The following is a 21580-nucleotide window of genomic DNA, read 5'->3' on the forward strand; positions in this document are numbered from 1 at the left end:
AGATCGACGGACTGTCGACGACAGACCGGCGAAAGGGCGACGGCAGACCGGCGGAAGGACGGCGGGAGACCGGCGGAAGGACGGCGGGAGACCGGCGGAAGGACGGAAGACGGAGGCTCGACGGACAGACGACGGCCGACCGGCCAACGGCCAGTGGGGGATGGGCGACGGACGACGGGCGGGCGACGGGCAACGACCGGCGGCGTACCGCCAACGGGTGGCGGACCGGCGGCGGACGGTCCCATGAGCGGCCAGGTGGGCGGTCAGGTGGGCGGTCAGGCGGCCGGGATGAGCTCCGGGTCGTCGCGTAGCTTGCTCAGCGCACGCGACACGGCGCTCTTGACCGTCCCCACCGACACGCCGAGGACCGCGGCGGTCTGGGCCTCGCTCAGATCCTCGTAGTAGCGCAGGACCACCATCGCACGCTGCCGGGCGGGCAGCTTGACGATCGCGCGCCACATCGCGTCCCGCAGGGCCTGGCTCTCCGCGGTGTCCTCCGCCGGGGCGTTCTCCGGTTCCGGCAGCTCCTCGCAGGCGAACTCGTCGACCTTCCGCTTGCGCCACTGCGAGGTACGGGTGTTCAGCAGGGCCCTGCGGACGTAGCCGTCGAGTGCGCGGTGGTCCTCGATGCGGTCCCATGCGACGTACGTCTTCGTGAGCGCCGTCTGCAACAGGTCCTCGGCGTCGGACGGGTTGGAGGTCAGCGACCGTGCCGTACGCAGCAGGACGGGGCCACGGGCGCGGACGTACGAGGCGAAGGAGGCGTAGGTGTGTCGCGCCACATAGGCATCGTGCGCCGTGTGCGCCGTTGCGGTCCGCACCGCGCGCACCGGGTGCGCCGCGGGGGCAGCGGGTGCCGCGGGCGCCGGGGGTACCGCGGGTGCGCGCCCCGTGGTCGTAGGGGGGCTGGTGCGGACTGGCGGCGCCAGAAGAACGGTCATGACTCCACGCTAGATTCGTCCCCCATATCCCGGGATCGGCCGCAGGTCCTGAAGCGCTGTCCGCCTCAGGTTGTAGGAGGGGGGCTGTCTCCACCTCCTGAGGGTGGAGGCAAGCGCTTCGACCCCTGCGGGTCGTCCCTGACGGAACGGTGCGGCCGGTGCGGGCGGGGCCCACGGGACCCGCGGGGCCCACGCTCCCCCGGGAACCCGGGTGCCCTCGATGCCCCGGGGCCCGCGACGCCCCCGGGTCCCCGTCCCCCGGCCCGGCGAGCCACTCGGAACCATCCCGACACCTCCCGCTATCCCTCGCCACTCCCGACACCCCCGACACCCCCGGCACCTCACAACTCCTCCCCCTCGCGCCCCGTCTCCCTCTCTCTGCTCCCCTCCTGCCCCCTCCCGTCCACGGCCCCGCACACGACTGTGCGGCGATGCCCGAGGCACCGCCGCACAGCCCCTCACACCCACCCCGGGGGAGCCCCCTCACCACCTCCTCACGTGTCCCCAGCAGAGCGCGGAATCCCCCTACCCCCCGCACGACCTCGAAGACGGCTTCGGCACCACCCCGAATGCGACCTCACGCGGCCTCGAACCGACCTCGAACCAACCTCGTGCCGTCGGCACGGCTCCTGCCTTGCTCCCCGCAACCACCTCGACTTCCCGAACCTCACTCCGCCACCCCTGTCCCCCAGGCACCGGCCACACGGTCACCGGCTCCTCACTCCGGCTCCCCCGACCCACCCCTCGAACTGCCGGAGCTCCCGGACTCCACCAGCTCGCCGGCCCACTTCCTCCAGCTCCCCGCTTCTCCTTGCTCTCCCCAACTCCCCTGCTCCCGCCCCTCGGGCGGCAACGGAGGCCCACCCAGCGGATGCGGTGAGCACGGCGTTGCGAGTTCAGAGTTGCCCACCGGAACCGGCCGAACCACCTCAAGAGTCTCGATTCGCTCGCAAGCGTGATCCCCTCCCGGTAAACCCACGAGGCTCCCCGGACCACCCGACCCGGGGGTCCTGTTCGAACCGGGTGGCCTGTTCGACCAGCCACCGACCCACGCACACCATCGACCACCGGGGCACGGCCCCCGGGCTATGGGCCCCGAGCCCCGGGCTACGGGGCCACCGGGGCGCCGGGGCGCCGGGGCGCCGGGGCGCCGGACCAGGGCGCCCCTACGCCAGCACCACCTGCACGAGCACCACCCACGCCAGCACCCCACGCGAGTTCCAGCCCACACGGGCCCCGCCGCCCCTCCGAGACACGCCCGTTCGAACCCCCGCCCTCTCGCACCCCACCCCCCTTCCCTTTATCGAACGTGCGTACGAAAATAATCCCATGGCCACCACCGACCGACACGCCGCTCCCGCCGCAGCCCTGGCCCTCGCCCATGCCCTGGCCGCGGCCGAGCGCGGGCTGTCCGTCCTCCCGCTGTCCCGCACCAAGCTCCCGGCGCTGCGCTCACCGCATCACGACGACCCTCTGCCCACACCCTGCCGCGGCGAGTGCGGAAGCTTCGGGCACGGCGTGTACGACGCGTCCAGTGACCCGCGGCGTGTCCGCGCCCTCTTCGCCGCCGCACCCCGCGCCACCGCCTACGGCGTCGCCTGCGGTGTGCCGCCGCACCACCTCGTCGGCGTCGACCTGGACACCAAACCGGGCACGGACTCGTCGGCCGCGCTGCGCGAGCTGGCACTGCGGCACCTGTTCACCATTCCGGCCACGGTCGTGGTGATCACGCCGAGCGACGGCCGCCACGTGTGGCTGAGCGGTCCGCCGGATGTGGCGGTGCCCAACTCCGTCGGCCGACTGGCCCCCGGCATCGACATACGGGGCGCGGGCGGCTATCTGGTCGGCCCCGGTTCCCTCACGGCGCACGGCGTCTACAGCGCCGCCCCCGGCACGGGACACCTGCGGCCCGCGCCCTGTCCGCCCGCGCTCCTGCGCCTGCTCCTGCCGCCGCCCGCGCACCCGTACCACGCCGCGCCCGACCCGGACGGCCAACGGGGAGCCGGCCTCGTCCAGTTCGTCCTTGCATCGCACGAGGGACAACGGAACACCCGCCTGTTCTGGGCCGCCTGCCGCGCCCACGAGAACGGCCTCGCCGAAACCCTCACGGCGCCCCTGGTCGCCGCGGCCCTGCAAACCGGCCTCACCGAACAGGAGGCCCGCACCACGATCGCCTCGGCGGCCCGGCTGACGGCCACGCGCGGACGCGGCTGACCGGCCGGCCCTGGAGCCGTACGAGGGTCAGCCGGGGCGGGTCCCACGAGGACGTCCGGAGCCGAAGGCCGCACTGGGCATCTGGTCCGCCTTCCAGCAGAAGTACGCCTGGGACACCACCACCTCCCGCCCCGGCGCACAACGCGTCCTGCTGAGAGTCCGCACACACCGCCGGCTCCTGACCGGCACCGCCCAATGACGACTGCACAGGCATCGCGGATACCGGAACCGGACGGAACGCGTGTCAGACCAGATGCTCGACGGCGACGCCACCCCAGCGCTGCGCGAGATACTCCGCGACCAACCGACGGTGGCAGTGGTGGGGTTTGTCCTCGCTGCAGAGCAGGACCGCGTTGTTCAGCAGTTCCTGCGGGACGGTCTCCTCGATTCCCCGCTGCTCCATGAGTGCCAGGAAACTGCCTTCGTACGCAGCCCAGCCGGTGCGCTGCTTCTTGAAGTCATCGAGCATGGGCTGTGTCGGTGCCAGATCGGGCAGGTGCACGTAATCCATTTCGCAGAGCGCGCCCAGAAAATACTTGAGATCGTCCCGTTTCGCGAAACCTGACAGTTGTGAGGTGTTGTTGAGCCGGACGTCGACGAGGGTTGCCGCTCCCGACATACGCAGCAGACCGAAGAACTTCTCGGCAGACTTCTTCGTGAAGCCGATGGTGTGGATTCTCATACGCCTGCCGTCCTACCGGCACGGAACGCCTCTTTGACGTATGCGATCTGGTCTTCCTGGCGGCTGAGCGCGTCTTCCAGTCGCTCGTCCGGCGTGCGGAACAGCTCAGCCTCCGCCAGTCCGAACTTGACCATAAGGCGTTCCATCGCGGAGGCGTGGCTCTCGACCCGCCCGTTGCCGTGGACGTGCCCGATGGTCATGCCGCGCTCCGAGAGCACCCGCGCGATGAGCACCGTGCGATGGCAGTTCAATGGCTCGCCCTCGCTGCACATAATTGCGATGCGCTCGACCTCTGCTCCTTTTGCCAAACGTTCAATCCCGCTCAGAAACTCGTGGGTCTGCGCGAGGCGACCGTACTGCACCCGCCCGTCGACGTAGCAGGTCGTATCGTCCGTGCGCGCCCCGAGTTCCTTGCCCAGGAAGACGTACTTGATGCCCGCCTCGTGGAGGCCGAGATCCAGTGGGCGTTGGTTGTACTGCGGCGCGAAGCGACTGGCGGGAATCGACCGGACATCAGCGACTGCCGTGACGTTGCTCTGCCGAAGCAGCTTTATCAGTGTCGGAAATTCGTGCGTGGAGTGACCGATCGTCACCACAGCGTTCGGAGCCATCACCCACCACCTGATGCGACTTCGGTTCGCTCGATTATAGCAGCCACCAATTTATAGAGATACTCGCGGAACTCCTTCGCCAGACTTATCGTCAGAAAGGACTCACCTAACCCGTAACACCCAAGCCCCATCCTCCTGTACCTTTCTTCATACATGGGGTCGGTCACCCTCAGCGCGTACTTCATTCCCGCGTAGTAAAAATGAGCATATACGACGGGTCTCTGATCGGAGGCCTGACTGAAAGGGGGGACCACCCTTATCTTCACGGCATCCACCCGGATGAGTTTGAGCGAGTCCGACACTGCGTCCTGTCGGGAGGCCGGCACTTGGTTGTTCATACCCTCGCTTGAACTGCTCCCGTTGATCCATAATCGTCTGGGGTGCTGCTCCAGGCGACAGAGGTCACCCCACCCGATCCGCCCCTTCCTTTCCCAACGGAGAGTGGGGTCGAGGAGCCAGTTCTCGCACTGGAAGCCGTCCGGCCGATGCCTGAGAAGCCGCATGGATATGACGTCAAGCACGCGCGGCTCCGCGCCACTCACATATTGGCGCTCCTTTTCCGCGACCCCTTCACCGTGCCCCCTGCTGATGGGGCGAACCCAATTATTCGTACCACTCTCGATCCCCGCGATGCACCGCCCGCCGGGTTTGCGAGAATTCGCTAAGCACACCAACTGCTTGGTCGTCACCATTCGCCCCTCCCGAGTCCACCTTCCCCCAAATACGTCATATTACCGCCCGATCGACTCATTCGGGTGTTCTTTCGACAACTCCGGCGGGATTCGTTCGGAGGCACAGGGACGTCTGGCAGCGGACATCCGGCAGCCACTGAAGCGCGGCGGCATTCCTCTCGCCACCCACACGCGTATCCCGCCGACCCCCGACCCGGTTCCAGGGGCGGGTTTCGGCCTGCATCAACTCCCCCTGGAACTCCGCGAGGTTAGGCATCACCGAAGGTGAAACAGGGTCCGCCAACGTGTGTACGGGTGACAGGAGTTGCTCTGCAACCGCAGGTCAGGCGACTGACCTCCAGCCGGCCCCCAATGTCCTCGCATCCAGTCGGCATGACGGACAAGAGAGGGACGCACCCATGGAAACCCAGAAGGGGAGAAGCGCAGGCGTCGAGTGGCGGCGGCCGAACTCCGCCGAAACCGTTCTCGCCGCAGTGGCCCGGTACGCCCCGCACACAGGCCCCAGATCCCAAAGGCAATCGCTCCGGTGGCCCCCGTCATCCTGCTCCGGTGCGTCCGACTCGGGCCGCGCAAGGTCCGCCGGTAGGTCCAGCCGCGGAATCGGTTCTCCGGTCCGCTTCCCGGCCCGCAGGGACCCCACCCGCACGATCAGCTACTGGGATCCGGGCGAGCGAGCGAGCCGGGGTGAGACAGCGCGCACAGAAGGGGTGCCCCCGATCGAGGGCACCCCTTCTGGCCTGCGACGCCTTACCGTCTGCGCGGAGGCGGTGGGATTTGAACCCACGGTCGTGTTGCCACGACGACGGTTTTCAAGACCGTTCCCTTCGGCCGCTCGGGCACGCCTCCCCGCCGCCGCCCACCTGGGCGGGGCGGGTACAGCCTAGCGGGTGGGCCGGGCAGGTACGGGGGCGTGCCCACCGTGCGCCCGCAACCGCACCAGTTCTCCCCCCGTCGCCTCCTCGCGGAGAGCGCCGCCGGGCCGTGCGGCCGCCGCGTTGCCGCGGCCGTGCCGGGCCCCGCCGGCCCGACCCCACCCTGCGCCAGGCCGAGTACCGAGCCCACGTAAGCCCGAACATCAGGCTCATCGCCGGGCCCCCGGAAAGACCCACCCCAGCCCGCGCCCGGCCGATGGCCCGGGCCCAACATCAGGGGATCGCGCACCCGAGCGCCCGGGGACAGCCAGAGCACCCGAGCACCCGAGCACCCCGGGACAGCCGGAACGCCCGAGCTTCAGGGACGGCCCGAAGGCTCAGGCCCGTGCCCAGACCCGTGCCCAGGCCCAGACCCGTGCCCAGGTCCAGGCCCAGACCCGTGCCCCGGGCGGGCGGTAGGCGCTGGGGGCGAGAGGCAGGCGTGCCGAGGGGGCTGCCGGGTGGCCGGCAGCCCCCTGGTGTCGGCGGTGCTCAGCTCGTGCTGTCGCCCTTGCGCTCGCCCAGCGTCACGTTGACCGTGTGCTCCTTGCCGTCCCGCTTGTAGGTGATCTTGACGGTGTCGCCCGGCTGGTGGTTCCAGATCTCGCCGATCAGGGTCGGGCCGCTGTCGATCACCGAGTCGTCGAAGCGGGTGATGACGTCGCCGGGCTTCAGGCCCGCCTTGTCCGCGGGGCCGCCCGGGGTGATGGGCTGGGAGCCGCCCGGGCCCTGGTCGGAGAGGACCGCGCCGTTGCCCTGGGCCTGGTCGTCCAGGGCGACGGAGGCACCGATCACCGGGTAGACCGGTTGGCCTGTCTTGATGAGCTGCTTGGCGACGTTCTTGGCCTGGTTGATCGGGATGGCGAAGCCGAGGCCGATCGAGCCGCCCTGGCCGCCGCCGCCCATGCCGCCGTCGCTCGACGGCTTGATGGCCGAGTTGATGCCGATCACCGCGCCGCGCGCGTCGAGCAGCGGGCCGCCGGAGTTGCCCGGGTTGATGGAGGCGTCGGTCTGCAGGGCGCTCATGTACGAGGCGTCGTTGCTGTTGCCGCTCTCGCTCGTGGTCACCGGGCGGTCCTTGGCGCTGATGATGCCGGTGGTGACCGTGTTGGACAGGCCGAAGGGCGCGCCGATCGCAATGGTGGAGTCGCCGACGGCCACCCTGCCGGAGTCACCGAGCGGCAGCGGCTTCAGGTTGGACGGCGCGTTCTTCAGCTTGATGACCGCGACGTCGTAGCCCTGGGCCCGCCCCACCACCTCGGCCCTGTACTTCTTGCCGTCGGAGAAGGTCGCCGAGAGCGTCCCGCCGCCGGCCGCGGCCGCCACGACGTGGTTGTTGGTGAGGATGTGGCCCTGCTTGTCGTAGACGAAACCGGTGCCGGTGCCGCCGTCGCCGTTGCCGCTCTGCGCCTCGATGGTGACGACGCTGGGCAGGGCCCGGGCGGCGATGCCCGCCACGGAGTTGGGCGAGCGCTTGATGTCGGAGGGGCCATTGGAGGCGGAGACGGTCGTCGAGTCGGTCGCGTTGTCGCTGCGCTCGGCGGCCCAGTAGCCGATACCGCCGCCGATGCCGCCCGCGACCAGCGCCGCCACCAGCACGGCCGCGACGAGTCCGCCGCCGCCGCGGCGACCACCGGGCCGCTGCTCCGGGGACTGGTACGAGGAGCCCCATCCGGCACCGCCGCCCGCGCCCGCGTCCGCGTACATGGGCGTGGCGGGCGGCGGGGCCGGCCACTCGCCGGAGGCCGGCGACCCGGTGGCACCGGGCTGCCCGGGTGCGTACCCCGGCTGTCCCGGGGCCTGGCCCGGGTGGCCGGGCTGGACGGGGGGCCGGTCGGGCGCCTGGCCCGGGCCCTGGGCCACAGGACCGCCGGGCTGGGGTGGCGCGGGCGGCGGGTACGCCGGCATCCGCGCGGTCCCGGCGTCGGGTGCGGCCGGCGGCGGATCCTGGACGGGATGCTGCACGGCCGTGGCGGCCGGGTCCTGCCCGGCGGCCGGGGCTTCCGCAGCGGAAGGCGCCGCGGGGGAACCCGCCGGCTCGGGAGACTCCACCGGCACGGGAGGTGCGGACGGGGCAGGCGGTACCGCAGCGCCCTCGTTCTCGGTGCTCACAGCTCTTCTCCTCAATCCACGGCTGCAGGTCTCGACAGCACTCGGTCGCATGTTCACGGCACGGCGCGGTCCAGGCTGTGCATTTGTACGCCGTCAGCCTTTCCTACCGGGCGTCAGGGCACTGTAAGCCGATGCTGTGCGTCCGGGCCCATCCTTTACATCGGACACGTCACACCAAATCGGCGCATCCCCAACGCGGCCGGGCGCGGGCCGTCACCGGTCGCACGCCTACCCCGTCGGAGTGGCACCATGACGCGGTGACCGACGCACGCCAGCATGCCATTCAGGTCGTCGCCCACCGAGGGGCCTCGGAAGACGCCCCCGAACACACCCTGGCCGCGTACAAGAAGGCCATCGAGGACGGTGCCGACGCCCTGGAGTGCGACGTCCGGCTCACCGCCGACGGCCATCTCGTGTGCGTGCACGACCGGCGGGTCAACCGTACGTCCAACGGCCGCGGAGCGGTCTCGGCACTCGAGCTGTCGGAGCTCGCCGCGCTCGACTTCGGCTCCTGGAAGCGGCGTGCGCCCGGCGCCGACGCTCCGGGCTGGGAGGAGGGTCCGGACTGGGACGCGTCGAACGGCCCGCCGGGCACCCCCCTCAGCGCCGAGGACACCTCCGTACTCACCCTGGAACGGCTGCTCGGCCTGATCGCGGACACCGACCGCAGGATCGAGCTGGCCATCGAGACCAAGCATCCGACCCGTTGGGCCGGCCAGGTCGAGGAGCGGCTGCTCGCCACACTGCGCCGCTTCGGCCTGGACGCCCCGCGCCCGGCCGCCGGCGGTGGCGGGGAGGGGTCACCCGGCCACCGGCGTGAGGAAGCACACAAGGAAGCACACAAGGAGGACGCCTCCGAGACGGCACACAGGGAGGACGGTTCCGGGACACAGCCCAGGGAGGGCGGTTCCGGGGCAGCGCGCGGGGGGACCGATGCCGGGCGGCCGCACCGGCCGGGCGCCGGCGCGCACGGCGCCGCGGCACGGGCCTCCCGCGCCCCGCAGCGGCAGGGTGGCCCGGGGGCGCCGGTCGGACCGGCCGGTGCGGAGGCCGCGGGCACGGCGGCCGGTGCGAAGTCGGCGCAGTACGCGGCCGTCCCCGAGCCCTCACCTGTGCGGATCATGAGCTTCTCGGCCCGTTCCCTGCAGCGGGTGCACGCCCGCGCGCCCGGCCTGCCGACCGTCTACCTGATGCAGTTCGTCTCACCGCGGCACCGCGAGGGCAGGCTGCCCGACGGAGTGCGCATCGCGGGGCCCTCGATGCGGATCGTCCGCAACCACCCGGGTTACGTCACCAGGCTGAAGGAGGCCGGCCACCAGGTCCACGTATGGACCGTCAACGAGCCGGCGGACGTGGACCTGTGCGTCGCGCTCGGCGTGGACGCCATCATCACCAACCGCCCGAAACAGGTACTGCACCGGCTCGGCCGCGCATAACGGCGGTTACCCGGCCACCCATAACGTCGGTTACCAGGCGTACACCGGCGCGTTCGATGCGTATTCGAGCGTGAGTAATGCGTCACGGTAGGGGGCCTGGCCGGTTTCCGGTCCAGCGGGCCGGGGCATCCACACCGTGGCGTGGGGCAAAGGAGGTCTCGGGGGTGGCGTTGGTGGTGGCACAGGAGGTGCCCGCGTCGTCGAGCATGGCCGTTCCCCATGGCCCTGCGGGCGTGGGAAAAGCGAGACGTTGCATGCGTGATCAACTGCGCGTCAGCGGGGTTTCCGACACGGTCGTCGACGATGCCGTTCTCATCCTTTCCGAACTGCTCAGCAACGCCTGCCGGCACGGCAGGCCACTGGGCGACGCGCCGGCCGGCGACGGGGACGTCATGGCTGCCTGGCGCATCGACACGGCGGGCCGGCTCACGGTCGAGGTCACGGACGGCGGTGGTCCCACCCGCCCGGTTCCGGCCAAGCCCTCGGTCACCGCCCACGGCGGCCGCGGGCTCAACATCATCACCGCCCTCGCCGACGACTGGGGCGTACGCGACGACCCGCACGGCGAGGTCACCGTCTGGGTCGTGGTCCACAAGGAACCCGCTCCCGCCCGCCGCTCCGACGGCGCGGGCCGCGTGGTCGGCCGCGCCCCTCGCGCCGAGAACGGCGTCCACGGCGCCCGTTCGGAAAGCGCCGCTCGGCCCGCCGTCGGCAAGCAGGCCCGCAGGACCGGGGCCGCCCCCGCCGCCCACGCCCACCGCCAGGCGCACCGGCTCGGCGGTGAGCTCGGCGCCCGTCTGCCCTCGCGCCCCCTGTCCGGCCGCGCCGACCGGGAGTTCGCGGAGCCGTTCGACGACCCGGAGTGAGCCGCCCCGGCTCCCGACGGCCCGCAGGGCGCCCCGGCCCGCAGGCGCCCCAGCTCGCCCGCGTGCCTGACTCGCCCCGCGTACCCCGGTTCCTGACGAGTGCCCCGGCCGCCGCGGGCCCCTCTCCCCGGCGTCCGGTCTTCCCGGCATCCGGTCTTCCCGGCATCCCGCCGGTGCGCGCGCCGTTCGCGGGGCGAGTCCGAGTCCACCCCGGTCCGACGGGCGGAGATGCCGTCCCGCCGCCCGGACGCCCACACGCACCCGGACACCCACGCACGGGGCGCCCAACCACACCGGACACCCACACTCACCGAACGCCCACGCGCACGGAACGCCCGCGCACCGAACGCAAATCCACACCGGACGCCCACCCACCGCCCGGACGCCCCAGCCGCCCGCCCCGGCCTCCGCTCCCGCCGCCCGCCGCCCGCCCCAGCCGTCGCCCGCGCCGCACGATCGCGCCGCCCGATCGTGCCGGTGGCCCGTCCCCACCCGGGCGTCCCCCGGATCTCCCCGTTTTCCCCGTTTTCCCCGTTTCCTCGTTTCGCCGTTTCCCCGTTTCCCCGGGCCGTCCACGCGAACGGCTAGGCTCGCGCCGTACGAGACGAGCCGTAACCGGGAGATGCCCACGATGGCGAAGAAGCGCGCCCAGACCAGGGCCAGGCGCCCGCAGCAGAGCACAGGTGCGGACGGAAGCGTTCCGGTCGTCGGTGCCCGTGAGCCCTGCCCGTGCGGCTCGGGCCGCCGTTACAAGGCCTGTCACGGTCGGGCCGCGGCCCATGCGGCGACCGAGCTGGTGCAGCGTCCGTTCGAGGGGCTGGCCGCGGAGGGCGACTGGGTGGCGCTGCGCGAGCTGGTGCCCGCGGCGACCGTCGAGCTGACCCTGCGGGAGGGGCTGCCGGACGACGTCCCCTCGGTCACCCTGGCCACGGTCCTGCCGATGGCCTGGCCCGCGCTGCGCCGCGACGACGGAGCGGTGCTGCTCGGCCTGCAGAACGACATCTCCTCCGGTGACATCAGCCGCGACCTCGCCGACACGCTGCAGCGCGCGCTCACCTCGGAGCCCGGTTCCCCGGTGGCGGGACGGCGAGTGCCCCCGGACGGGCCGCGGCTGCAGGACCTGCTGGACCCCGAGGCGCCCTTCGAGCCCGTGGTGCACGCGGGTTTCGAGTTCTGGGTGCCGGACGCGGAGAACGCCACTGCGGAGGTCGCGGCCTCACTGGAACGTGCGAACGCCGCGGCGATCCCGACCGCAAAGCTTTCCGGGGTGCCTTCGGCGTACTGGTGCGAGACCCCGGAGAAGAACCATCTGCGCTGGGTGATGGAGCATCCCGAGGAGCGGTTGCTCGACGCGCTCGCCAGGCTGCACGCGGCGGATGCCTCGTCGCTGGGCGAAGGCACCCGTCTGGTCGGCTCGTTCCGTGCGCACGGCCTGACCGTGCCGGTCTGGGACCTGCCGAGCGCCATGTCCGCGCAGGACACCGAGAAGCCCGCGGCGCAGTTCGCGGAACGGCTGGCCACCGCCCTGGCCTCGGACGCCCCGCTGACGTCCGACGAGCGCCGCGCCCGCGGTGGACTCACCAACCGGCAGGTCACGCTGAGCTGAGGGAACACGGCTGCGGGGCCCGGGTGGACGGCGCACGCAAGGCGTTCGTCCGCGCGCGGCCCCGGCCTTCTCCGGCCCGCTCGCGAGGGGCCGTACGGGGCGCCGCGCGCACATGCCGCGGCCCGCGGGTCCGCCCGCCGCGTCGGGCGCGTGCGTCGGTCCCGATGGGTCCGTGCGCCGAACGGCCCGGCCGAAGTGGCGAGAGAGCGTGGACGCCGAACCCCGCGAAGGACAGGACGGCCGGCACCCGAGGGGTGCCGGCCGTCCGCTGTCCGTGCGGCGGGGACCGCGTGCCGTGGGCTGCGCTGAGTGACGAGCCGGGTCGTCCACGGACCCCGTATGCGAGCGCCCGGTTGCTGGCGACGGGGGATGCACCAGCAACCGGGCTATATGAACGGTAACAAGAGATCGCCGGTTAGCAAATTCGATCTCGGCCATTCAGACGCCGATTTACCTGCGTGGATGGGGAGTTGTGACAGGAGTCACCCGTCGTTTCCCGCGTTCCTTAGCTGACTGGTCGGTCAGCCGCAAAGGGCGACGGGCAGGTCAGGGGTAGGACGACCGGCAGTGCCCGCAGTTGGCCGGGAAGGGTCCTGGAAACGGGGATGAGCCCGGTGCGGGAGCGGATGCGGCGGATGGGGCGCAGTGGACCCCGGCAGAGGGTGGGGCACGGTCCAACGGACTCGGGTGGGATGGCGAACGTGAGTCCGTGGAGCGGGGTTCCGGGGGCCGGGGGATGCGGAAAGCGGGGTTCCGGGGGCCGGTGGTGCGGGAAGCGGGGTTCCGGGGACGGGAGCGCCGGGTTCCGGTGCACGGGGCGCCCGGAAGTGGGGCCCCGGGGGCCGGAGCCCCCGGGTTCGCCTGCGGCGCACCGTCCTCCACCGGACGGGTGACACGGCGCCGTGCGGCATGGCACCGGATGCACGGTGCCGGGTGGCACGGTGCCGGGTGGCACGGCGCGCGGGTCGCGCCTGCATCACCGGCACACCCGCTCGCACCACCGGCGCGCACCCGCTCACATCTCAGGCACGCCCGCCTGCACCAGGGGCGAGCCGGCCTGCACCGCCGACGTACTCACCCGCACCGCCGAGTCTCACCCGCACCATCGACCTACTGCCCTACGTATGCGGCGGCCTACTGCCCTACATCTCCGGCGCGCTCACACCGCGGTGTGTCAGGGCGTCTACCACCGCGTCCACCACGGCTTCGACGTCGGGCACCCAGGGGGCGGCGGAACCCGGCAGCGGCGCACGCTCCCAGCGGACCTGGCCCTGGCCGGTGGGGGAGGGCGGGAGGGCGATGTAGCCGCCGGTGCCGTGGAAGCGCAGGGAGCCGGGGACGAAGTCCTTGGCGTAGAGCAGGGCGCCGAGCTGCTCCATCGAGTACGGCGCCACCAGGATCGCCCAGCGGGTGGGCGTGGCGACCACCGGGCCGAGCCGGATGTCCTGCTGGTCCAGTACGGCAAGGGCCCGTGCCGCGGCGACCGCGGGGAGGCTGACGGCGCACGGCGCGCGGCCTCCGGTGGCCATCACGACGGGGGCCGTGGGGCGGTTGGACCACCACCAGCGGACCATGCGCTCATCGGTGCTGGCCGCCAGCAGACCGGGGTCGAAGGGGTGGGCGCCCGGCACCGCGCACTCGGGGTCCGGGCACGCGCAGCGGGTACCGCGGGTGCCGCGGTGGGACTGGAGCGCGACGCCCGGCAGCACCGGCCACTGCCACTCGGTCGCGAACGTCAGCGCCGCGCCGGCCATGTCGGGCCGGCCCTTTCTGCCGCCGGACCTGATGCCGTCGCCGCTGCCTTCCTTGCCGGTGCGTGCGCCGCTCACGGGGCTCTCGTCCCCGTTCCCCTTGCCGTTCTTCCGTCCGAAGGTCCACCTGGGCAGGAGCCTGCGTCGCCTTCCGAGGATCTCGCGCATGAGCGCTCGTTCCTTTCCGCGTTGAACGCCGAGGACCACATCACAGCATGTGTCGATCACTTCACTACGCGTACGTGCTGGCGCGTCACACCCCTGCACGGGCAGGGGAAACCCCTCTGGGCCGAGCACTGGCTGTTGTCCATACTGCGCTGTTCAAAGCATGGGCATGGCGTGGGGTGACGGTGCCCGGCGATGTGCCGTCCACATGGCCATCGCCGCCTCCGCCACGGAGGATAGAAGCACGACCGTCGGTGGTTATGACGCCCGGGTCCGCCGTCAGGTTCCGAGGATCACTCAATTCCCGGGTACCCCTGACCGTCACCGATTACGTACCCATCGCGGCCGTCGTGACGCTCCGTTGAACGAAACCAGTCGACCGCAATATGCCCTTCATTGCAGCTCTTTTTGGCCAAGTTCCATGCGTGACGGGCGGGATGCGGCACCACGAATCCGACTAGGACAATACTGGACATCTACGTATCTCTGCGTGTAGATGTGGAGCCATTGCCAGCAGGGCCAGCGGCGCGGAAAGACGCGGGATGTCAGGGGGTTTGCAATGCTTTTGTGGAGTACGCACCGTCCTGAGAGCTGGACACCATGAGCGCTCCGCATCTTCCGAAAGTGGCTGGAATCGACTCCACGGTCCCGGCGCCAGCACACACTGCCGCGCCGTCCGGCGGCCACCCCACCTCCGCCGCAAGCGCCTCTGCGCCCCTCGCTCAGCCGTCCGGACCCGCGGCCGCGTTCCAGGACCGCCTGGCGGGCTGGGTGTCCGATCTCACCACGCTCCACGAGCTCATCGAGCGCCTGACGCGCACCGGGCGCCTCCAGGACGCCCTGCACGAACTGCTGCGCGCCGGCGCCGCCCTCGTCGGCGCACGGCGCGGTCTGGTGGTCCTGGAACCGTCCGACGGACTCGGCCCCGACACCACGCTCGGCTTCGGCCTCTCCCGTGCCGACCTCGGGCATCTGGAGACGGTGCCGAGGGCCGCCACCTCGCACGGGCTGCTGCTCGACACACCTGCCGGGATGCCCGGCGGGGAGCGGGAGATCGTCCATCCGGACCTGCCGTCCGAGGACGGTCTCGATCCGCGGCACCGCGAGGTCAACGCCCGGCTCGGCTGCGGGGCCAGCTACGCGCTGCCGCTCACCACCAAGGCGGCGGGCCGGCTCGGCGCCGTGGTCTGGCTCTACGACGAGCCCGCCGAACCCACCGAGCGCCGCCGTCACCTGATCGGCCTCTACGCCCGGCACGCCACCGAACACCTCGGCCGGCTGCTGGAACTGGAACGCGCGCGTACCGCTCTCACCACGCTCGCCCAGGAGCTGCTGCCGGCCCGGTTGCCGCGGGTGGCCGGGGTACGGCTGGCCGTGCGGCACCGCACCGGGCCGGGGGGCGGCGGCGACTGGTACGACGCACTGCCGCTGCCCGAGGACGCGCTGGGGCTCGCGGTCGGCTCCGTCACCGGGTCGGGGCCCGGGGTGGTGGCCGCGATGGGACGGCTGCGGGCCTCGCTGCGGGCGTACGCGTTGATGGAGGGCGAGGATCCGGTCGCGGTGCTGTCCGATCTCGAACTGCTGATGCGGCTGACGGAACCGGCGCGCGCCGCCACGGCGCTCTTCGCCTACTGCGAGCCCGCGGTGCGCAGGATCACGTTCGCCGGGGCGGGGCACACGCCGCCGCTGATCGTGGGTGCGCACCGCACGGAGTTCGTGGAGACGTCGCTCTCCGCGCCGCTGGGGATGCTCTCGTGCTGGGAGGCGCCGAGCGTGGAGCTCTCGCCCGGGCCGGGAGAAACGGTGCTGCTCTGCACGGACGGGTTGTTGCGGCGGACGGGGGAGCCCATGGACCGGGCGTTCGCCCGGCTGCACGCGGCGGCCGCGAGTGTGCCCGAGGAGGTGCGGGGGGACCCTGCGGCGGTGGTCGACCACGTACTGGGGCGCATGGTGGCTCCCCAGGCCGCTCCCCAGGCCCTGGTCGCGGGCGGCGGGAGCGCCGGGGGCGGGCGGTCCTGCGGGCGGGACGACGCGGACGTGGTGCTGCTGGGGGCCTGCTTCGCCTGAGGCAGGCCCCGGGACGGGCGGGGGTGCGCCGGAGGGCGCCCGGGGACGTGTCAGGGCGCCCGGGCACACCTCAGGGGCGGGCGGGGGCACGCCCCGGACGGACGGGGGCGTGGCGGGAAGGCGGACGGGGGTGCGCCGGGCGGAGCCGCCGTACGGGCAAGGCCACTGACCGCGCCCGGGCCGCCGATCTACGATGGACGGGGTCCAGGCGTTGCGTGCCGTAGTAGAGGAGAAGACCGTGGCCGAAGAGCAGCCGTCGCCGTCCCCCGAGGCCGCGGACGAGCAGCCCGCCGAGAAGCCGATCAAGCAGCGGAAGAACGGTCTGTACTCCGCCGTCTCCGACGAGCTCGCGGAGAACATGAAGTCCGGCTGGGCCGACACCGAACTGCACGACCTCGCACCCATCGCCCAGGCCGACCGCACCGCCGCCCGCCGCGCCGCGCTCTCCGCGCGGTTCCCGGGCGAGCGCCTGGTGGTCCCGGCCGGCAACCTGAAGACCCGGTCCAACGACACGGACTACCCCTTCCGCGCGTCCGTCGAGTACGCGTACCTGACCGGCGACCAGACCCAGGACGGCGTCCTCGTCCTGGAGCCCACCGCCGGCGGGCACACCGCGACCGTCTACCTGCTGCCCCGTTCCAACCGGGAGAACGGCGAGTTCTGGCTGGACGGCCAGGGCGAGCTGTGGGTCGGGCGGCGGTACTCGCTCGCGGAGGCCGAGCGGCGGTACGGCATCCCGGCGGCGGACGTCCGGGAGCTGCCGGGGATCCTGCGGGAGGCGACGGGCCCGGTCCGCGTGGTGCGCGGCCACGACGCCGGGATCGAGGCGGCGCTCACCGACAAGGTCACCCGCGAGCAGGACGACGAGCTGCGGTTCTTCCTGTCCGAGGCGCGGCTGGTGAAGGACGAGTTCGAGATCGGCGAACTCCAGAAGGCCGTGGACTCCACGGTGCGGGGCTTCGAGGACGTCGTGAAGGTGCTGGACCGCGCCGAGGCCACCAGCGAGCGCTACATCGAGGGAACGTTCTTCCTGCGCGCCCGCGTCGAGGGCAACGACATCGGCTACGGCTCCATCTGCGCCGCGGGCGCCCACGCCTGCACCCTGCACTGGGTGCGCAACGACGGCCCGGTGCGCTCCGGCGAACTGCTGCTGCTGGACGCGGGCGTCGAGACCCACACCCTCTACACCGCGGACGTCACCCGCACCCTGCCCGTGGACGGCCGGTTCAACGCCGTGCAGCGCAAGGTGTACGACGCGGTGTACGAGGCACAGGAGGCCGGTATCGCCGCCGTGCAGCCCGGCGGCAAGTACCGCGACTTCCATGACGCGGCCCAGCGGGTGCTGGCGACCCGGCTGGTCGAGTGGGGCCTGGTGGAGGGGCCGGTCGAACGGGTCCTGGAGCTGGGCCTGCAACGCCGCTGGACGCTGCACGGCACCGGCCACATGCTCGGCATGGACGTGCACGACTGCGCGGTGGCCCGCCGCGAGACCTACGCCGACGGCGTACTCGAACCGGGCATGTGCCTCACCGTCGAGCCCGGCCTCTACTTCCAGGCCGACGACCTGACGGTGCCCGAGGAGTACCGGGGCATCGGTGTCCGCATCGAGGACGACATCCTCGTCACCGAGGACGGCAACAGGAACCTGTCGGCCGGCCTGCCGCGCCGCTCCGACGAGGTGGAGTCGTGGATGGCGAAGCTGAGGGGGTGAGCCGGATCCCCGACGCGGCGGGCCGGGGCGTTCGCCCCGGCCCGTTCTCTGGATGTGCCGGACCTTCCGGATGTTCCAGGCGTTCTACACGGCGACCAGTGGCGCGTCCTCCCGCCACTTGAGGATCTTGTCGAAGCTCACCACCGCTCCGCTCTGCCCCGGCTTGTTGCCGAAGTGCACATGGTCGGCGAGTTGTTCGATGAGACCGAGTCCTCGGCCGTGCTCGGTGCTCGACGGGGCCGGGCGGGTGACGGCCCGCGGGCGGCCGGCCGGGAAGCCCGGGCCCGAGTCGGCCACCTCGATACGGCATTTCTCGCCGTCGAGATAGGCGGTGACCTGATACGCGCCCGACGATCCCGCCGGGGCGGCAGACCCGCCGTGCGCGACAGCGTTGGCACATGCCTCGCTGAGCGCGACGGAGAGGTCGTAGGAGATGTCCGGATCGACTCCGGCGGTCTCCATCGCGCCGATCAGCAGGCGCCGGGCAAGCGGCACGCTCGCAGCTTCACGCCGCAAGTGGAGTGACCACGAGATGCTCATGCTCCAGCCTCCTCGGTGCGGCTCGACATACCGATACGTATTGCCTCAAGCAGGCGGAAGTAAGCCCTACGCGTATCGGACACCGCCCGTTCGGCGGATGCGCGAAGCAGGGCGGTCAAGGTATGGAACACGGCGCACAACACCCCCTGAACAGCGGACCTGCGCGGACGGCGTAGGCAAGTGCGGCGGCGGGAGCCGGTCCCGGCGTGTGCGATCCGAAGAAACACGCCTGGTGTTTCTGTCAAAGTCAGCCACTCAGGGAACGCCCTATGCCATTGAATTCCAGGAACTTTTACGGATAGTGCATGGAATAGCGACTCAGTGTGACCTATTCGGACCTAATATGACCTTGCGGACCTGCCGCGTGGAACACCAGTACGCAATGGGATGATGGCCCAGCCATGACTGCCCCCCGCCCGCGCGAGGCACGCGCCGGAGCCGGCCTCCGGCTGTTGAGGGCCGCGGTGTTCACCGCGGTCTGCGTCGCGCTGTCCGCGGCGGGCCACAGCCTCGCCTCCGAGGCCACCGTCCCACTGTGGACGCTGGCCGCCGGATTCGGCGGCCTGCTGCTGGTCGTGGTGCCGCTCGCCGGACGGCAGCGCTCGCTCCCCGGCATCACGGCGGTGCTCGCGGTCGGGCAGATCGCCCTGCACACCCTCTTCGGCCTGGGCCAGTGCGACATGGCGGTGCCGAACACCGCCGCGGGAGCCGGGCTGACGGGCGGTGCCGCACGGCTGGTGCGCGGCGCCGCGGCGGCCGCGGCGGGCGCGGGCCACCCGGGCACGGCCGTCGCCTCCGGCGCCGAGCGCTCCGGGGCCATGGCAGCACATATGCCTGGTATGTCACATATGGCCGATATGACCTCCGGAAGCGGGGCGGTGTCCTCGCAGCTCGCCGAGGCGCACATGGCCGGTGCCGCGCCGGGTGCCGCCGGCGTGCTGGGTCAGACGGGCGGCCTGCCCGGGCTCGCGGACGCCTCGCTGCCGGCCCCGCACACGGTGTCCCTGCTGCACCTCGTGCCCATGCTGCCATCGCTGCCGATGGTGCTCGGGCACCTGCTGGCGGCGGTGGTCGCCGGATGGCTGCTGCGCCGCGGCGACCTGGCGGTCTTCCGGCTCCTCGCCCTCTCCGCGCAGGGTGTCGCGGAGGCCGCGCTGGTCCGTGCGCTGCGCGCCGCGCTCGCCCTGGTGTGCGCCCTGCGCGCCGGACTGCCCTGCGCCGGCCGCACCGGCCCGCGCCCTCCGCACCCCGCCGCGCCCGCCCCGCCGCCGCCCCACGCGGCCGTTCTCCAGCACACGGTGATCCGGCGCGGGCCGCCCCGCGCCCTTCCCTGCCTCCTCGCAGCCTGACGCGACACCGCCGTACCGGCCACCGGTCCTCCGTACCCGGCCAGGTGGTCCTCGTGCTCCTCCGCGCGCTCCTGCCGCGGCCCGGGCACCGGGGCCACCGGACGACGGGCGCCTCCGCCCGCCGCCGTCCGGTACTCCACGAGAGGTGTCGCGCTGCACAGCACCGTGCACTTCCTCACCGGTGGCCGCCGGTGAGCACCGAACCTCTCCTGACCGTGGAGTGTCCGACATGAAGCTTTCCCGCGTCGGCGTGGTGGGAGCCACCGCCGCGCTCGCCGTCCTCGGACTGTCCGTGCCCGCCTTCGCACACGTCAGCGTGGCCTCCGAGGGCGAGGCCGCCAAGGGCGGATACGCCGTGCTCGACTTCAAGGTGCCCAACGAGCGCGACAAGGCCTCGACCACCAAGCTGGAGGTCGACTTCCCCTACCAGCAGCACCCGCTCACCTCCGTGGCGCCGCAGCCGGTCCCGGGGTGGACCATCAAGATCACCAGGAGCCGGCTGGCCACGCCGCTGAAGTCGGAGGGCGGCACCGTCGACGAGGCGGTCTCCAGGGTGACCTGGACCGCGGACGGCGACGGCATCGAGCCCGGCTACTTCCAGAAGTTCCCTGTCTCGGTCGGCAAACTGCCCGAGGACGCCGACTCGCTCACGTTCAAGGCCCTGCAGACCTACTCCAACCACGAGATCGTGCGCTGGATCGAGGTACAGCAGAAGGGCCGACCGGAGCCGGACAACCCCGCACCCGTGCTCCAGTTGACCGCCCCGCCCGCCGAGGACGGGGCCGGCGGTGCGCAGGCGGCCGGCAGCCGGGCCCAGGAGGGGAAGACGGGCACCGGCGCAAGCACCACCGCCGCGGCCGACGATTCCGGCGGCTCGGACACCACCGCGCGCGTCCTGGGCGTTGTCGGCATCGTCGTGGGCGTACTCGGTGTGGCCTTCGGCGTGCTGGCGGGACGCCGCCGCACCAACTGATTCCGCGCGCCGGCACGCTCGGGCCACGCCCGGGCCCACCGGCCACCGCCCCGGGCCGGCCACGGCCGACCCGGGGCCCTTCCGGAGCGCGTGGCCCCCGTACGGTGCCGTACGGGGTGCGGGCCGCCTGCCCGCTCCGCCACGCGCCCCGGGACGCACCAGCCCGGGGACACACCGCTCCGGTGCACCCCGGGGACCACACCATCTGGGACGACCATTCATGCGCAAGAAGACCCTGCCCCTGGCCGCGGCCCTGCTGACCTCGGCCGTACTGGCCCTGTCCGCGTGCGGCGGCGGCAGCGGAGACGAGAGTTCCAAGCCCGTCGACGTCCAGGCCGACGCCCACTCCGGCCGGCGGGCCCTGACCGTGCTCGACCCGCCCTTCACCAAGCCCGACCTCGTCCTCACCGACACCCACGGCGAGAAGTACGACCTGCGGGAGCGGACCAAGGGCCGCCCCACACTGCTCTACTTCGGCTACACGCACTGCCCCGACATCTGCCCGCTGACGATGAGCAACATCGCCGTGGCCAAGAAGCAGCTACCCAAGGCCGTACAGGAGAAGCTGCGCGTCGTCTTCGTCACCACCGACCCGGAGCGGGACACCCCCGCCGCGCTCGGTAGCTGGCTGCGCCAGCAGGACCCCGAGTTCATCGGCCTGACCGGGAAGTTCGCGACGATCCAGCACGCCGCACGGCAGCTCGGCATCAGCATCGACCCGCCGAAGAAGGAGAAGGACGGCACCGTCGTGTCGACGCACGGCACCGAGGTCGTCGCCTTCTCGCCGAAGTCGGACGGCGGCTACCTGCTCTACCACGAGGACGCCACCGTCGACGACTACACGAAGGACCTGCCGAAGATAGTGCAGGGGCAGCGGCCGTGAGGCGGCGCGGCGCCGCGGCGACGGCGGCAACAGCAGCGACGAGCAACACGACCGCGACGGACACCACGGG

Annotated in this window: 15 protein-coding genes, 1 tRNA gene and 1 pseudogene; 9 read left to right on the forward strand and 8 right to left on the reverse strand. The window is 72.1% G+C overall.

What is annotated here, in order from left to right:
* Positions 1–275 precede the first annotated feature (275 nt).
* Positions 276–941, reverse strand: a complete 666-nt coding sequence (locus IE313_RS01515) for a SigE family RNA polymerase sigma factor (protein ID WP_373316886.1) — start codon at positions 939–941, stop codon at positions 276–278.
* A gap of 1329 nt (positions 942–2270) precedes the next feature.
* Between IE313_RS01515 and IE313_RS01520 the strand changes: the two genes are divergently transcribed.
* Positions 2271–3155 carry a bifunctional DNA primase/polymerase gene (locus tag IE313_RS01520; protein WP_189929001.1) on the forward strand — a complete coding sequence of 295 codons (885 nt, stop codon included), beginning with the start codon at positions 2271–2273 and terminating at the stop codon, positions 3153–3155.
* A 244-nt stretch (positions 3156–3399) separates the two neighbouring features.
* Here the strand turns inward: IE313_RS01520 and IE313_RS01525 are convergent, their stop codons facing one another.
* The 5 genes from IE313_RS01525 to IE313_RS01545 form a co-directional block, all read right to left on the reverse strand.
* Positions 3400–3837 (reverse strand): DUF488 domain-containing protein, encoded by a 438-nt coding sequence (locus tag IE313_RS01525; protein ID WP_189929002.1) that lies wholly within the window; start codon positions 3835–3837, stop codon positions 3400–3402.
* A complete protein-coding gene (locus tag IE313_RS01530; protein ID WP_189929003.1) occupies positions 3834–4448 on the reverse strand; it encodes a DUF488 domain-containing protein in 615 nt (204 codons plus the stop codon). The genes IE313_RS01525 and IE313_RS01530 overlap by 4 nt, the downstream gene beginning before the upstream one ends.
* Positions 4448–5140, reverse strand: a complete 693-nt coding sequence (locus IE313_RS01535) for a dual OB domain-containing protein (RefSeq protein WP_373316887.1) — start codon at positions 5138–5140, stop codon at positions 4448–4450. Before IE313_RS01535 ends, IE313_RS01530 begins: the two co-directional genes overlap by 1 nt.
* A gap of 759 nt (positions 5141–5899) precedes the next feature.
* Positions 5900–5986, reverse strand: a tRNA-Ser gene (locus IE313_RS01540).
* Between the two features lie 557 nt (positions 5987–6543).
* Positions 6544–8163 (reverse strand): S1C family serine protease, encoded by a 1620-nt coding sequence (locus IE313_RS01545; RefSeq protein ID WP_189929004.1) that lies wholly within the window; start codon positions 8161–8163, stop codon positions 6544–6546.
* Positions 8164–8420: 257 nt separating this feature from the next.
* Between IE313_RS01545 and IE313_RS36290 the strand changes: the two genes are divergently transcribed.
* The 3 genes and pseudogenes from IE313_RS36290 to IE313_RS01565 all read left to right on the forward strand — a co-directional run bounded on the left by IE313_RS36290 (position 8421) and on the right by IE313_RS01565 (position 12071).
* On the forward strand, positions 8421–9599 hold the full coding sequence (locus IE313_RS36290; RefSeq protein ID WP_373316888.1) for a glycerophosphodiester phosphodiesterase family protein: 1179 nt from the start codon (positions 8421–8423) through the stop codon (positions 9597–9599).
* A 77-nt stretch (positions 9600–9676) separates the two neighbouring features.
* Positions 9677–10249 (forward strand): annotated as a pseudogene (locus IE313_RS01560) (ATP-binding protein); the annotation flags it as partial.
* A gap of 847 nt (positions 10250–11096) precedes the next feature.
* Positions 11097–12071 (forward strand): DUF5926 family protein, encoded by a 975-nt coding sequence (locus IE313_RS01565; protein WP_189929005.1) that lies wholly within the window; start codon positions 11097–11099, stop codon positions 12069–12071.
* Positions 12072–13213: 1142 nt separating this feature from the next.
* On the opposite strand, the gene IE313_RS01570 is transcribed toward IE313_RS01565, so the two are convergent.
* The gene (locus IE313_RS01570; protein ID WP_373316889.1) at positions 13214–13990 is read right to left on the reverse strand and encodes a bifunctional DNA primase/polymerase; all 777 of its coding nucleotides are present in this window, start codon (positions 13988–13990) and stop codon (positions 13214–13216) included.
* Positions 13991–14587: 597 nt separating this feature from the next.
* On the opposite strand from IE313_RS01570, the gene IE313_RS01575 reads away from it, so the two are divergent.
* Positions 14588–16054, forward strand: a complete 1467-nt coding sequence (locus IE313_RS01575) for a PP2C family protein-serine/threonine phosphatase (RefSeq protein ID WP_189929006.1) — start codon at positions 14588–14590, stop codon at positions 16052–16054.
* A gap of 193 nt (positions 16055–16247) precedes the next feature.
* Positions 16248–17765, forward strand: coding sequence for an aminopeptidase P family protein (locus IE313_RS01580; protein ID WP_189929007.1), 1518 nt, complete (start codon positions 16248–16250; stop codon positions 17763–17765).
* An 84-nt stretch (positions 17766–17849) separates the two neighbouring features.
* On the opposite strand, the gene IE313_RS01585 is transcribed toward IE313_RS01580, so the two are convergent.
* Positions 17850–18305, reverse strand: coding sequence for an ATP-binding protein (locus IE313_RS01585; RefSeq protein ID WP_189929008.1), 456 nt, complete (start codon positions 18303–18305; stop codon positions 17850–17852).
* A 401-nt stretch (positions 18306–18706) separates the two neighbouring features.
* Here IE313_RS01585 and IE313_RS01590 point away from each other — a divergent pair, with 401 nt between their 5' ends.
* The 3 genes from IE313_RS01590 (at position 18707) to IE313_RS01600 (ending at position 21510) form a co-directional block, all read left to right on the forward strand.
* Positions 18707–19654, forward strand: coding sequence for a hypothetical protein (locus tag IE313_RS01590; RefSeq protein ID WP_189929009.1), 948 nt, complete (start codon positions 18707–18709; stop codon positions 19652–19654).
* Positions 19655–19883: 229 nt separating this feature from the next.
* Positions 19884–20627 (forward strand): YcnI family copper-binding membrane protein, encoded by a 744-nt coding sequence (locus IE313_RS01595; RefSeq protein ID WP_189929010.1) that lies wholly within the window; start codon positions 19884–19886, stop codon positions 20625–20627.
* Between the two features lie 220 nt (positions 20628–20847).
* A complete protein-coding gene (locus tag IE313_RS01600) occupies positions 20848–21510 on the forward strand; it encodes an SCO family protein (protein ID WP_189929011.1) in 663 nt (220 codons plus the stop codon).
* Positions 21511–21580: the final 70 nt, after the last annotated feature.

This window comes from Streptomyces sulfonofaciens (assembly GCF_014656295.1).
Classification (GTDB): Bacteria; Actinomycetota; Actinomycetes; order Streptomycetales; family Streptomycetaceae; genus Streptomyces; species Streptomyces sulfonofaciens.

Excerpts from the sequence above, each read along its gene's own strand:
- IE313_RS01530 (WP_189929003.1), bottom strand. The coding sequence starts at position 4,448 with ATGGCTCCGAACGCTGTGGTGACGATCGGTCACTCCACGCACGAATTT.
- IE313_RS01535 (WP_373316887.1), bottom strand. The coding sequence starts at position 5,140 with ATGGTGACGACCAAGCAGTTGGTGTGCTTAGCGAATTCTCGCAAACCC.
- IE313_RS01570 (WP_373316889.1), bottom strand. The coding sequence starts at position 13,990 with ATGCGCGAGATCCTCGGAAGGCGACGCAGGCTCCTGCCCAGGTGGACC.
- IE313_RS01580 (WP_189929007.1), top strand. The coding sequence starts at position 16,248 with ATGGACGGGGTCCAGGCGTTGCGTGCCGTAGTAGAGGAGAAGACCGTG.
- IE313_RS01565 (WP_189929005.1), top strand. The coding sequence starts at position 11,097 with ATGGCGAAGAAGCGCGCCCAGACCAGGGCCAGGCGCCCGCAGCAGAGC.
- IE313_RS01590 (WP_189929009.1), top strand. The coding sequence starts at position 18,707 with ATGACTGCCCCCCGCCCGCGCGAGGCACGCGCCGGAGCCGGCCTCCGG.
- IE313_RS01525 (WP_189929002.1), bottom strand. The coding sequence starts at position 3,837 with ATGAGAATCCACACCATCGGCTTCACGAAGAAGTCTGCCGAGAAGTTC.
- IE313_RS01520 (WP_189929001.1), top strand. The coding sequence starts at position 2,271 with ATGGCCACCACCGACCGACACGCCGCTCCCGCCGCAGCCCTGGCCCTC.
- IE313_RS01585 (WP_189929008.1), bottom strand. The coding sequence starts at position 18,305 with ATGAGCATCTCGTGGTCACTCCACTTGCGGCGTGAAGCTGCGAGCGTG.
- IE313_RS01595 (WP_189929010.1), top strand. The coding sequence starts at position 19,884 with ATGAAGCTTTCCCGCGTCGGCGTGGTGGGAGCCACCGCCGCGCTCGCC.
- IE313_RS01575 (WP_189929006.1), top strand. The coding sequence starts at position 14,588 with ATGAGCGCTCCGCATCTTCCGAAAGTGGCTGGAATCGACTCCACGGTC.
- IE313_RS01515 (WP_373316886.1), bottom strand. The coding sequence starts at position 941 with ATGACCGTTCTTCTGGCGCCGCCAGTCCGCACCAGCCCCCCTACGACC.
- IE313_RS01600 (WP_189929011.1), top strand. The coding sequence starts at position 20,848 with ATGCGCAAGAAGACCCTGCCCCTGGCCGCGGCCCTGCTGACCTCGGCC.